11 protein-coding genes and 1 pseudogene are annotated in these 12902 nt (G+C 70.9%); 8 read left to right on the forward strand and 4 right to left on the reverse strand.

Going from position 1 to position 12902, the window contains the following annotated elements; all coding sequences use genetic code 11:
* The first annotated feature begins 151 nt into the window (after nt 1-151).
* From glyA to ACFYQ5_RS05485, 5 genes are all read left to right on the forward strand, one after another.
* Nucleotides 152-1396 (forward strand): serine hydroxymethyltransferase, encoded by a 1245-nt coding sequence (glyA, locus tag ACFYQ5_RS05465; RefSeq protein ID WP_389194229.1) that lies wholly within the window; start codon nt 152-154, stop codon nt 1394-1396.
* Nucleotides 1397-1554: 158 nt separating this feature from the next.
* Entirely contained in the window at nt 1555-2724 is a 1170-nt protein-coding gene (locus ACFYQ5_RS05470) for a nuclease-related domain-containing protein (RefSeq protein ID WP_389193468.1), read from the forward strand.
* A 101-nt stretch (nt 2725-2825) separates the two neighbouring features.
* Nucleotides 2826-3785: a D-2-hydroxyacid dehydrogenase family protein gene (locus tag ACFYQ5_RS05475; protein ID WP_389193471.1), complete on the forward strand. Its 960-nt coding sequence runs from the start codon at nt 2826-2828 to the stop codon at nt 3783-3785.
* Between the two features lie 95 nt (nt 3786-3880).
* Nucleotides 3881-4528, forward strand: a complete 648-nt coding sequence (locus ACFYQ5_RS05480; RefSeq protein ID WP_389194232.1) for a formylglycine-generating enzyme family protein — start codon at nt 3881-3883, stop codon at nt 4526-4528.
* Nucleotides 4529-4721: 193 nt separating this feature from the next.
* The gene (locus ACFYQ5_RS05485; RefSeq protein ID WP_389193474.1) at nt 4722-5453 is read left to right on the forward strand and encodes a hypothetical protein; all 732 of its coding nucleotides are present in this window, start codon (nt 4722-4724) and stop codon (nt 5451-5453) included.
* Nucleotides 5454-5973: 520 nt separating this feature from the next.
* On the opposite strand, the gene ACFYQ5_RS05490 is transcribed toward ACFYQ5_RS05485, so the two are convergent.
* Nucleotides 5974-6573 (reverse strand): hypothetical protein, encoded by a 600-nt coding sequence (locus tag ACFYQ5_RS05490; RefSeq protein ID WP_389193477.1) that lies wholly within the window; start codon nt 6571-6573, stop codon nt 5974-5976.
* 270 nt (nt 6574-6843) lie between these two features.
* Between ACFYQ5_RS05490 and ACFYQ5_RS05495 the strand changes: the two genes are divergently transcribed.
* A complete protein-coding gene (locus ACFYQ5_RS05495; protein ID WP_389193480.1) occupies nt 6844-7455 on the forward strand; it encodes a hypothetical protein in 612 nt (203 codons plus the stop codon).
* A gap of 57 nt (nt 7456-7512) precedes the next feature.
* Here ACFYQ5_RS05495 and ACFYQ5_RS05500 read toward each other — a convergent pair whose 3' ends face one another.
* The 3 genes and pseudogenes from ACFYQ5_RS05500 to ACFYQ5_RS05510 all read right to left on the reverse strand — a co-directional run bounded on the left by ACFYQ5_RS05500 (nt 7513) and on the right by ACFYQ5_RS05510 (nt 9556).
* Complete coding sequence (locus tag ACFYQ5_RS05500) at nt 7513-7710, reverse strand: DUF397 domain-containing protein (RefSeq protein ID WP_389193482.1); 198 nt, start codon at nt 7708-7710, stop codon at nt 7513-7515.
* Nucleotides 7707-7838 (reverse strand): annotated as a pseudogene (locus ACFYQ5_RS05505) (transcriptional regulator); the annotation flags it as partial. The gene ACFYQ5_RS05500 and the pseudogene ACFYQ5_RS05505, both read right to left, overlap by 4 nt.
* A 281-nt stretch (nt 7839-8119) precedes the next feature.
* Nucleotides 8120-9556, reverse strand: a complete 1437-nt coding sequence (locus tag ACFYQ5_RS05510) for an ATP-binding protein (protein WP_389193485.1) — start codon at nt 9554-9556, stop codon at nt 8120-8122.
* A gap of 1260 nt (nt 9557-10816) precedes the next feature.
* On the opposite strand from ACFYQ5_RS05510, the gene ACFYQ5_RS05515 reads away from it, so the two are divergent.
* Nucleotides 10817-11041, forward strand: a complete 225-nt coding sequence (locus tag ACFYQ5_RS05515; protein WP_389193488.1) for a DUF1998 domain-containing protein — start codon at nt 10817-10819, stop codon at nt 11039-11041.
* Nucleotides 11042-11300: 259 nt separating this feature from the next.
* Entirely contained in the window at nt 11301-12848 is a 1548-nt protein-coding gene (locus ACFYQ5_RS05520; protein WP_389193491.1) for a coagulation factor 5/8 type domain-containing protein, read from the forward strand.
* Nucleotides 12849-12902: the final 54 nt, after the last annotated feature.

Here is a 12902-nt window from a genome sequence, read left to right on the forward strand (position 1 = left end):
TCGCCGGAGGCCGTCCGCCTGGGCAGTCCGGGTCCATGTCGCCCCGTGCGACCGACCCGGGAGGAACCCCGTGGCCGTACAGCCGTCCGATGCCCACCGTCCCGCGCCGCCCCGTCCCACTCCGGTCCGCCCCCTTCCGGCCCGTCCCGCCCTGGCAGCGGCCGATCCGGAGCTTGCCGCCCTCGTGGACGCCGAGGAGCGGCTCCAGGCGGACACCCTGCGCCTGATCCCCAGTGAGAACTACGTGTCCGCCGCCGTGCTGGAGGCCTCCGGCACCGTTCTGCAGAACAAGTACTCCGAGGGGTACCCCGGCAAGCGGTACTACGAGGGCCAGCAGGTCATCGACCAGGTGGAGACGCTCGCCGTCGAGCGTGCCAAGGCGCTGTTCCGGATGGAGCACGCCAACGTCCAGCCGTACTCCGGCTCCCCGGCCAACCTCGCCGTCTACATGGCGTTCCTCGAACCCGGCGACACCGTCCTCGGGATGTCGCTGCCGATGGGCGGACACCTCACCCACGGCTGGGGCGTCTCGGCCACCGGCACGTGGTTCCGGGGCGTGCGGTACGGCGTGCGGCGCGACACCGGGCGCATCGACCTGGACGAGGTACGCGACCTGGCGCGTGCCGAACGGCCCAAGGTGATCTTCTGCGGCGGAACCGCCGTACCCCGCGTGATCGACTTCGCCGGCTTCGCGGAGATCGCCCGCGAGGTGGGAGCGGTGCTGGTGGCCGATGTCGCCCATATCGCGGGGCTGATCGCCGGGGGCGCGCATCCTTCGCCCGCCCCGTACGCCGACGTGGTGTCCACCACCACCCACAAGACCCTGCGCGGCCCGCGCGGGGCGATGCTGCTGACCCGGGCCGAGCACGCGAGGGCCGTCGACCGCGCCGTCTTCCCCGGACTCCAGGGCGGCCCGCACAACCAGACCACCGCCGCCATCGCGGTCGCGCTGAAGGAGGCGTCCGGGGCGGACTTCGCCGCGTACGCCCACCAGGTCGTCGTCAACGCCCGTGCACTGGGGGAGGAGCTGACGGCACGCGGCTTCGACCTGGTGTCCGGCGGCACGGACAACCACCTGCTGCTGGCCGACCTCACGGGCAAGGGCGTCTCCGGGAAGATCGCTGCCAAGGCGCTCGACCGGGCCGGGATCGTCGTCAACTACAACACCGTCCCGTACGACCCCCGTAAGCCCTTCGACCCGTCAGGCATCCGTATCGGCACCCCCGCCCTGACGTCCCGGGGCATCCCCGCGTCAGAGATGGGCGCCGTCGCGCAGTGGATCGATTGTGTGGTCGATGCCGCTCGTACAGGTGATGAAACGACCGTTTCCAAGGTCAGGGACGAAGTGCGGACCATGATGGACGCCTATCCGGCACCGGGTCTCCCCCTGGTCTGACCGGGGTACCGGTGCAGCCCCGGGCACACAGGGCCCGGGGCTGCACCGGAACGCCGGGTCCCCGACCCCGCGCGCCCGCTCTGCGCCCTGTCCGGGCGGCCGGCCGCGGTACAGGCTGGGAGAAGGATGGATGCCGGAGGGTGAACAGAGGGGGCACGATGCAGGATCTCAAGGTCACGTCATGGCAGCTCTTCGGGCACGACCGGCTCTATGTGAACCTGCCGGACGGCACCGCGATCGGCTGGGCGGACCGGGGCAGCGGCACGATCACGGTCCTGCACCCGCGCTATCGCGACGCCGTGACCGACGCACTGGCGCGCCAGGTCCCGGACCTGCCGGCCCTGGTCGGTGAGGACCTCCCGGCCGGGCCGCCGACCCCGCGGACCCCGACGCCGGTTCCGCGGATCCCGCCCATGCGGGGGATGCGGAAGCGGGACGCCGCACACGAGGCGGCGCCCGTGCGGGAGGCGGAACCCGCACAGGAGGCGGAACCCGTGCGGGAGGCGGAACGCGTTCGGGAGGACGTGGCGGCACCGGAGGCGGAACCCGCGCCGGATCCGTTGCCCGCGCCGGATCCGTCGGCCGGTCCGGATCCTTTGCCTGGTCCGGATCCGTCGGCAGGTCAGGACCCCTTGCCTGGTCCGGATCCGTCGGCCGGTCCGGAGACGGAGCAGCAGCGACGGCGACGGCCGGCGGTCCTCCCTGCCCTGACCCCCGCGAGCGACCTCTCGTCACGGCGGCCGGGGGCCGGGCTCCGGGAGCAGCTCGGTGAGTCCGGGACCGGGGCGCTCGTTCGGGCGGCCACCGGGGCGCTGCGGCGGAACAAGGACGCGGACCCGCGCCGTGGTGCCCTCACGGGGGAGCGGCGGGTCGGGGCCGAGCTCAAGCGGCTGACCCGGCACGGCTGGCGGGTCCTGCACTCCGTGCCCCTGCCGGACGGCTCCGAGATCGGGCATCTGCTCATCGGGCCCGGCGGAGTGTTCGCCGTCAGCACCGAGCACCGCCCCGGGGCATCGGTACGGATCGGGGACGGCACTCTGCGGATCGACGACGGCACCCCGCAGCCGTACGACCTCGACGACCGTCCCGGTGCCCGGCGGGCCCGGGCGGCGCTGGAGGCGTACTGCACCTTCGAGGTGCCGGTGCAGACCGTGCTGGTGTTCACCGGCGTCACCGCGCTGGAGGTGGTCGCCACCCCGGCCGGCGTTCGCGTCTGCCGCGAGCGCGAGGTGGCCACACTCGCCCCGCTGACCGGTGTCCTGACCGCCACCCAGGTGGAGCGGGTCTACGACGTCGCGCGCAACGGGGAGGCCTGGCTGGGCGCGTGAGCCCGGGACGCGGCCGGTAGATTCCCCGGTGCCGGCGCAGCGCCCTCGCCGGCGCCGTGCCGGCGCCGTGCCATCGCCGTGCCGCCGAAGGGGAAGACGCCATGAAACTCCGCTGTGCCGTGCTCGACGACTACCAGTCCGTGGCGGCGACCGCCGCCGACTGGTCGCCCGTCGCCGCCGACATCGACGTGGTCAGCTTCACCGAGCACTGCGCCACCGAGGACGAACTGGCCGCACGCCTGGCCGAGTTCGACATCGTCGTCACGCTCCGGGAGCGCGTGCCGTTCCCCGCCACGCTGATCGAGCGGCTGCCCCGGCTGCGGCTGCTCGTCGCCTCCGGCATGCGCAACACGTCCATCGACTACGCCGCCGCCGAGCGGCACGGCGTCACCGTCTGCGGTACCGCCAGCACGGCCACCCCGCCCGTCGAGCTGACCTGGGCGCTGCTCCTCGGACTGGCGCGCGGGCTCGTGACCGAGGCCGACGCCCTGCGGAACGGTGGCCCCTGGCAGTCCACCGTCGGGGCCGACCTGTACGGGCGCAGGCTCGGGATCCTCGGGCTGGGGAAGATCGGCGGCAGGGTCGCCACGGTCGGCCGCGCCTTCGGTATGGACGTGGTGGCCTGGAGCCGCAACCTGACCCCGGAGCGGGCCGAGGCGGCCGGGGTCGGCCTCGCCGCGTCCAAGGAGGAGCTGCTGGAGACCAGCGACTTCGTCTCCGTACATCTGGTGCTGAGCGAGCGCACGCGTGGACTGCTGGGCGCGAAGGAGCTCGGGCTGATGCGGCCGGGCAGCTATCTGGTCAACACCTCCCGGGCGGCGATCGTCGACCAGGACGCGCTGCTCGACGTACTGCGCCGAGGGGCCATCGCGGGGGCAGGCGTCGATGTGTTCGACGTGGAGCCTCTCCCGGCGGACCACCCGATGCGCAGCGCGCCGCGCCTCCTGGCCACACCGCACCTGGGCTATGTGTCGGAGGCCAACTACGCGGCGTACTACGGGGACGCGGTCGAGGACATTCGCGCCTACCTCGACGGCGAGCCGGTCCGCCGCCTCGGCTGAAGGGCGAAGTAGCGTGTGCGCGGGGGCACTTCGCCCCCTCCGGACAGAAGGGCCCACGCGTGCACACGCTCACCGACGACGAGACGGTCTCCTGCATGGTCCGGATACCGGCCGGCACCGTGGATCTTCGCGACGACCGCCGGGGCGCCCGCTGGCAGGAGGAGATCGAGCCCTTCCTGCTCGCCCGCCACCCCGTCACCGCCGGACAGCACCGCGCCCTCACGGGTACGGCCCCCGACCCCGGCGTGCCCGGTGCGCTGCCCGTGACGAACGTCAGCTGGCTCGACGCCATCGACGTGTGCAACCTGTTCTCGGCCCGCGCCGGACTGGACCCGGTCTACTCCCACGACGCACGGAGCGGCGAGGTGATCCGCGACCCGGCCTCGGACGGCTACCGCCTGCCCACGGAGGCGGAGTGGCAGTACGCCTGCAAGGCGGGAACCACCGGCTACCGCTACGGCGAGATCGACGACATCGCCTGGTACGACGGCAACTCCGGCGGACGGATCCACGAGGCGGGTGCCAAGACCCCCAACGCGTGGGGTCTGCACGACATGCTGGGCAACGTCTGGGAGTGGTGCTGGGACCTCTACGACGAGGAGGTCTACGGCGAGTACCGCACCTTCCGCGGCGGCGGCTGGGCCGAGTCGGAGCGCGGCTGCGGCGCCACCGTACGCCGGCGCAGCCACCCCACCTTCGCGATCGACGACCTCGGCCTCCGGCTGGCCCGCAACGTGCGCTGACGGTGTGAGGCCGCCGCGGTGTCGCGTGCGGCCTCAGGCGCGGCGGGACGCGTCATGTCCGGGTGGGTGAGATCCGGACGATCGGGCACGGCACGGGACGGACCCGGCGTCGTGGTCAGACCGACCCGGGTGAAAAACCGTACGGTTGATCGACAGTGGGTGCGGTACGTTCCTGTCACTCGAAGGGGGCGAAGTGACCAAGCTCAACCAGATCATCGCCGTGGAGAAGGGTGTCAAGAGCAAGTCGCTCCAGGACATCACCGCGGCCCACCACAAGGTGCAGAAGCCGACGCTGCTGGCAGGCATCTCGCGTACGTACCAGCCGAAGGACGAAGAGGGCGAGCAGCTTCCGCCCGAGTCCGCGCGGGTGCAGGTCAAGGCAGAGGAGGCGCTGCGTGAGATGTCCGCGTCGCTGACCCGGCTGTTCGACGTGATCGCGACGAAGGACTGGGCCAACTGCTCGGCCCGCGCGGACATCACCGTCGACGGCCGTACTATCGTCGCCGAAGTCCCGGTCAGCTACCTGCTCTTCCTGGAGAAGCAGCTCACCGACCTTCACACCTTCGTGAAGAAGCTTCCGGTCCTGGACGCTTCCGAGTCCTGGTCGCTCGACCCCTCGACGGACTGGTGGAAGACCGACCCGGTCCGCACGATCCGCACGAAGAAGGTCCCGCGCAACCACGTCAAGGCCGAGGCGACCGACAAGCACCCGGCGCAGGTCGACGTGTACTACGAGGACGTGCCCATCGGGTACTGGACGACCGTGAAGTTCTCCGGAGCGCTTCCGGCGCGCCGGGTGAACGAGCTGCTGGAACGCGTCGAGAAGCTCCAGCACGCGGTGAAATTCGCCCGTGAGGAGGCCAACGGCGCCGAGGTCACCGACCGCCGCGTCGGAGACGCGGTGTTCGGCTACCTGTTCGGCTAGGGTCGGACGCCAGGCGGCACACCCCAAGAACGCCCCCGCGCCCATGCCGTGGGGGCTGCGCACCCTGCACGAGGCGGAATTGAGGTCCGCCCCGTGTGATGAGCGCAAGCTGAAACTGACGTTCAGCCTGAAGACGCGGTAACGGTGGAGGTTCGAGTCCTCCCCCCGGCACCACCTGCCGGGGTGGCCCAACATGGCAGAGGCAGCCGCGATCAATCTCAGACTCTCGCTCCAGCTTCAGTATCGCCGCCGATTGCCAGATCGACCGAGTACGGACGAACACCGTTGAATGCTGGTTCGAATCCGGCCTGCGCCTCTCCGCGGCGCGGTAGTTCAAAGGCAGAACGCGACGGTATGACGACTGATCCGCACTCTTAAACGGCGCTGGCAAGCGCAATTGGGTGGCAACCCCAGGGGCCCGGGAGCTGGATACGACTCCCGGGCTCCGCCACGCCCGGGCGTCGCCTTCTGCCGCTGGGGGCGGTGGCAACTTACTTTGCCTTGCCCGCAGGAGGAGGCGTCACGGACGGCTCGATGGTCGAACGGACGTAGATCCGCATGGTGCCGGGTGCGAACTCGTGGGCGAAGAGATCGACGCAGCGTTGGAGGTGCGTGCCCTCCGGGGTCGCGAGGTCGTCCGGGCACAGGCTGGTCTTCCGCAGCCCTTGACGAACGTCTCCGGCGCGGGCAGCCCGAGGTGATCGAAGGCAGCCGCGGGACGGTAGTCCTTCGGCTTGGGATGGGAGTTGTCGATCATCCTGGTGCCGTCCTCGACGAACCGGCCGGTATACGTCTCCGCCTCGTCGGCCGGGAGGACGAAGGACAGGAGCCCGGTGTCGTAGCGCTCCCCGACCTCGTAACCCGCTCGACGGTCCGATGCCGTGTCCGGGATGCGAATACCCATCTGGTCGCTCATCCAGGCGGGCGTGGCTCCGTCTTCCCAGCAGCAGGTGATCTCCTTGTCCATCAAGTCCGAGGAGACCTTCTCCGTGACGCAGGACACCACCCCGATCGTGGCAGCGGCGCAAGCGAGAAGCACCGACAGCACGACGACGGCGACAGGCATGCGACGGCGGCGTACGGGCGGCTCACCGGCAGCGGTCTTGCTGAAGCTGTTCATCGGTCCTCTATCGTGCTTCCTGCTGCTCACGGCCCGGGTCCGTGCGGTCGCCCTCGCGCCCGGGCTCGTCCGGCGCGGGCAGGGGAACGTCGGAGTCCATCGGTCTCGCGCGTATGTCCGCGGTCGAGGTGAGCCTCAGGGCGGCAACCGCCAGGGTCAGGGAGGCGGACCGGTCCGACGACCTGCTCGACTGGATTCCGGAAATCCAGAAGACGGGTGTTCCTCCGCGCGACGGGGCGTACGGACCTACAAGTGGGTGAGGCGCACGTTATGCCTGCGCCCACGCAAGGTCATCCGCTGGAGGATGAGCTGCTGCTCCGCACGCTTCGTCTCAACACTCAGACCGGTGCGTACGCTTTGCTTTGGCGGAAGCTCTACAGCCCAGCCTGGGAGACCGACAACTGGGCCGCGATCTCCCGTTGGCCCACCACCACCCCGCCCCTCACTCAAGGCGTAGGCCCCACCTGGACCCGCGACACCCCCCTCCGCACCGAGTTCGCCCGTCGTGCCGCGCTCGTGCAGATCGACGCGCTCGTGGCCGTCCGGCTCGGGATCAGCGAGGACGAGCTCGTCGCGATGTACAACGCCCGCTTCCCCGTGCTCCAGCACTACGAGGAGAACCTGTGGTTCGACGCTGCCGGCCGGCGTATTGCCAAGGCGCACCACCAGCACGGCTACGGCCAGCCCAAGGACGCCTGGAAGGCTCTGAGCTCGCAGGAGGGCTATCCGGAGACAGTCGATGAACTCCCGGGCTACGACGGGCCTCTCTATCCCGCCGACCGGCGCAGCGAGATGCGCGCCGCCCACAAGGAGTTCACCCGCCGCCTTCGCGCGGCAGGATGGGAGCCCGGGGGTGCGACGGGCCCCAGCGCGGATGACTAGCTGACGCGTGAGAGCCCTGCCGGCAAGTGGTCGTGCGGCAGGGCTCTTGGTGGACAATCAGGCGGAGGCGATGAACCCAATCCTCGCCTCGGGCGAAACGGTGAGCGAGGGACCGCTCGTGTTCTTCGAGTCCCGGACGTGAACGGCTCCCGTGGGGGTCGCGACCTCCACGCACTCGCCGCCGGAACCGGTGCTGTAACTGCTCTTGAACCAGTCCAGCTCGGGCGTGGGCTTCATGGACTCTTCGGGGTTCATCTCTCTCCCAGCAACTTCTCAATGGTGGCCAGCGACTCACGCGGAGTCAGCGCTTGTGCCCTGAGGATGCCGTACTGCTCGTCGAGCTCCCGCACCGCTGCCCTCTCGGTGTGCAGACGGCTGTCCTTGTACGACGTCCTCAGGGCGCTGCGCGGGCACACGCGCCGGCCGGCCGTCAGGCGCCACGCCCTCACCGCTGCCGGGGGTTCCGTCCGTCATCTCCGCAGTCACAGCCGACCGCCGCCTCTCCCGGGCCACCCACGGCCCAACGCGCCCGGGAGACTTCCGTCGTGCCACGCGCCTCGTACACGTCCGTGCCCAGCGCGTACAACACCCTGATCGCACCGGTGAGTCACCACTCGTCACGCTACGACACCGGGCCGCACCACTCGCCCGGTTCGCTGAATCATCACCCCAGCCGATCCGTGCCGCCGCCCCACGCCTCCAGCAACTCCGCAGGCCCGTACGCCGCGTCCAGCCCACCGCAGTCGGTTCCGCTGCGGGATACGGCGACTACCGGCACCGGTTCGGGCGTCAGTGCTGCCCGGTGGCGGTGCAGAGCGGCCAGGTCGTGGCGGTCGAAGGGGGAGTTCTCCAGCCACTTCACCGAGCCGACGAACAGCAGTTCCTTGGCGATCGGAGCCCTGTCCGCCCCCACGATGTCGATCTCCACATCGTTCGTACGCGTCCAGTAGCCACCGATCGCCGGGGCGGCCGGAAGGCTGTCGTCCGGCAGCAGGCGCGCCAGGGCCTCCCGGACCAGGGGCTCGACGGCCCGGCCGCGCCAGCTCGTCCAGTTCTCCTTGATGCGTGCGAGCGTCAGATCGCCCCGGCCTCGTTCGATCTCCGGGAGCGCCGGGCCGAGCAGCTTCAGCCAGAAGCGCAGATACGGGTCCGCGACCCGGTAGCGCCGGTCCTTCGACGGCCGGGTGGACAGCGGCAGTTCGGCGGCGACCATCCGCTTCTCCGTGAGGGCGGCCAGTGACCGTTGCAGGGAGGCGCCGGACAGGCCGCCGGCCGCACGGGCGATGTTGGAGAACGTCCGCTCGCCGCTGCCGATCGCGGACAGCACCGCACGGGCCTGCAACTCCTTGGGGAACTCCGCCGCGAGCGATCGCTCCGCCGAGACCAGTAGAGCGGACACCGGATCGCTGAGGGCCTCCCCGAGGAAGTCCCATAGTCCCGCTCCATGCGTCCACTCCGTGCAGATGAGCGGCAGCCCACCGGTGACCAGCGTTGCGTCGAAGGCCGATGCGGCGTCCAGGCCGAGCATCCGGCCCACTTCCGCCGGGTTCAGGGGCCCGAGCACCATCTCGCGGCCGCGCTGGTGGAACGGGCGGCCGTAACTGTTCAGGGCCTCCATCATCGACAGATCGGACCCGATGAGGACGAGGAGCACCGGCTTGGTCTCCAGGACCCGGTCCCAGGCGCGCTGGAGCACGCCCTCGAAGGCGCCGTCCGCATCCATCAGATACGGAAGTTCGTCCAGCACGACCACGCTCGCCCGGTCGTGCGGAAGGGCGGCCGCCAGCACATCGAACGCGGCGTCCCAGCTCGCCGGCCTGGCCCCGGACAGCAGCCCGGCCAGCGGCAGGGTCGATGCGTCCGCGTCCCGGGCCAGCCGTTGGAGATCCGCCTCCGGCGATGCGCCGGTCGCGGCATAGAAGAGGAACGGTGCGCCGGAGTGTTCGGCGAAGCGCTCCACGAGCCTGGACTTGCCTACACGGCGGCGGCCCCGAAGCATCACGCACCGGCCGGGCCTCTCCCCGCCCGCACCGGCCGTGACCTTGCCCAGTTCACGCTCAAGCGTGGCCAGCTCGGCCTGCCGACCCACGAAATCCGCCATGGACAGCTCCTGTGACATCGATTACGAACATCTGCGTTACTAACATCGATGATAGTAATGTGCGCATGCCCCTCCCCTGGTCCCGTGTCGGCGCGCCGCACGCCGCGTACGGGACACCGCCGGCCTCGTACAGCCGCGTCCGTCACCGCGTCGCACCTGGTCACAGGCGTCCGAGAGCATCACGGTGAGGTCTGTGACCAACGAACCCACCGGCGCCCGGACCGCCACGTGCCCAGCCACCGCCGCCCGGCCGAGTGCCGTACCCGAGCCGCATCGCTTCACCATGCGCTTCAGCTCGACGCCCCGGGGTGCCAGGCTCCCCGGCCCCGACCGCTGGCAGAACGAACCGCGCGTCTACGACCGGCCGGCCGAGTCCGCCCTCACCGAGCTCGCCCCCGGTAACTCCTACTACGTGCGCGGCTACCGCCACGTGGTCGACGGCTTCGACCTCGGCCCGCGCCCCAAGGAAGCGGACGGGGACACCCCCGCGGCGCTGCGGGTCTGGCGCGTCTGCAAGGAGTGCGGCCACGTCCGCACCGAGAACGCCGAGCAGGACACCTCCGCCTGCCTGCGCTGCGGCGGACGCGACATCGGCGGGCGCACCGCCCTCCACCACGTGATCGTCCCGGCCAAAGTCACCGCACGCGACAAGCGGGACGACGCCCGCATCATCGACGACAACGAGAACCGGACCACCACGAACTACACCGTCGTCACAGCCGTGGACATCGACCCGCACGACATCAAGGAGAGCTGGCGTCACAAGGGGGCCACCTTCGGCGTGGACCACGTACGCAAGGCGGTCATCCGCAGCTTCAACCTCGGCAAGGCCAAGCACGGGCGGCGCAAGGACACCACCTTCGCGGGCGAGGAAGTGGCCATCACTGGCTTCACCCTCTGCCCGTTGTGCGGAGGTGCCACCGAGCGGGAGATGGGCAACGCCCCCACAGCGGGCACCGTCCCGGCCTCGGTCATGGGTAAACCCGAACTCGCCCACCACCGGCCCTGGTGCGCCACCCGCCGCCGGGCACGGGCCGCCCGGCCGCAGGACCAGCCGATCATCACCGCGACCGAACACACCACCGAAGCCCTGCGCATCCTGCTCCCCGCGGCCACCCTCAACGTCCCCGAGCGGCTCGCCTCCTTCTCCGCCGCCCTCCATCTCGGTCTCGCCCTCCGCTACGGCGGCGACCCCGACCACATCCGCTCCACCCCGCCACCGAGCCGGACCGGGAGAGTGGGCTCACCCGCAACTACCTGGTGCTGTACGACTCCCTGCCCGGCGGGACCGGCTACCTCCAGCGGCTCGTCGTCGACGACGGTGCCGAGTTCCGGAAGGTGCTCGCAGCCGCGCAGAAGGCGCTCGGCGCGTGTGTCTGCAAGGACGGACCGCGCCGAGCCTGCCACCGCTGCCTCCTCGCCCACGCCAAGCAGCGCGAGGCAGCCCTTGCCGGCAGCCTCCGCAACCTGATGCGCGGCCCTTGAACGGCTCGCGACCCACACGCCCCGAACATCACACGGACCATCAGCCCGGCCGGATCCGCTCCTCGGCCTGAGGGACGCCTCAAGACCCGTGCTGATCTCGCGGCCTTCACCGTCAACGGGGCGGGCCCCCGAGGGACTTGCTTCGGGCCTGGATGTCAGACCCGCCTGCGAGGGTGTTCCGTGTCGGCCCGCTCCGGCCGGAGGTCACGGCTGGGGCGGGTCAGGCAGCGAACCGTCGAACGACTCAATGGAGCGTCCCATGCCCGGCACCACCGCCCCCCGCGCGAACGGCTCCCCCCAAGGCGCCTCCGGCGCCCCCGCGATCGTCTACGACACCGAGGTCCGGACCGAGGGGCGGTGGCGGAAGGCCTCTCCACTGACGGTGCGTCTGGACCAGGGGGAGCCGTCCGACCTCGTCGAGCTGGCCTGGCGGTCAGAAGGCGGGGCGGAGGCCACCATCGCGTTCGGCGAGGGCATGAAGGACTTCCGCGGCCACCGGCGCACCGTCGACGGCACGCCGCAGGAGTACCGCGGGACGGAGAGCGGATACGGGGCGGTCTCCGAGGAGCTTCTGGGCTCCCCGGAGCGGGTCTTCGCCACCGAGACGGAGGGCGCGCGCGGCCCAGCGGTCGCCGGCACGCTGCACCTGGTCCTGGACGACGGCGGGGCTCCCGTCGAGCGGATCACCTGGCGCGACCGGCAGGGCACCTCCATATCCGTCACGCTGCGGGCCGCGCGGTCCGTCGACAGCACCGTGCCGGTGAAGGTGGACGAGGTCGTGGCCAGCGACGAGTACACGGAGGCCGACGAGGTCGCCGAGCACCTCCTCACCGGCGGCCCGGACAAGTGGCTGGGCTGGGATGACAAGGCCACCCTGGACTTCTTCCTGACCGAGCCGGTTGCCGTCACCGCCTACACGCTCACCTCCGGCAACGACTACCGCGACCGCGACCCCCGGGACTGGCGGTTCCAGGGGTCGATGGACGGCACCACGTGGTACACGCTCGACTCACGGGTGGACCAGGCCTTCCCCGAGCGCTCTCAGGAACGTACGTTCGCGGTGGTCAACTCCACGGCGTACTCGGTGTATCGGCTCGACATAGCCCGTAACTGGGGCGGACTGCCCGAGACGCAGCTGAACCGGGTGCGGCTGCTCACCATGGACCGGCCCGGGATCATCGGCACCCCGGTGCCCGTGGCCGGGGTCACCGCCAACGACGAGTACAGGGGAGCAGGGGAGGTCGCGGCCCACGTACTCCACTCCGGCGAGGGCAAGTGGCTCGCCCGCACCGGTCAGGCCTGGCTGGAGTTCGCCCTTCCCGAGCCGGTCGCCGTCACGGCCTACACGCTGACCTCCGCCAACGACCACTGCGCGCGGGACCCGAAGAACTGGGTGCTGGAGGGCCTCGTCGACGGGGAGAAGTGGGTGCCCCTCGACCGGCGTACCGACGAGACCTTCGCCGGGCGCTTCCTGGTCCGCGAGTTCAACGTGACCGCCCCGGCCGCGTACCGGCGCTACCGGCTGCGCGTCACCGCGAACGAGGGCGATGTCGGCGAGGTGCAGCTGAACAGGGTGCAGCTGCTGGTGAGGAGCGACGACCGCTTCTCCGCCCTCGGCGAGTTCTTCGGATTCCTGCGGCACAGCGGCGGCCCTGCCGTCGACTACCGAGGCAGGGGCATCGCCGAGGAGCCGGACCGGGCCGAGCCGGACGCGGGGGGTGACGGGGTCACCGGCGTGCTGGTGTCGAAGCTGGAGGAGCTCACCCGGGCGATCGAGGAACTGTCCGGCCGGCTCCGGACCCACTGACTCACCGGTGCGGGGCGTGGTATCGGCCGGGACCCGTCCTCGGTGACCTGCAGT

This window comes from Streptomyces sp. NPDC005794, from assembly GCF_042871445.1.
In the GTDB taxonomy this organism is placed as follows: domain Bacteria; phylum Actinomycetota; class Actinomycetes; order Streptomycetales; family Streptomycetaceae; genus Streptomyces.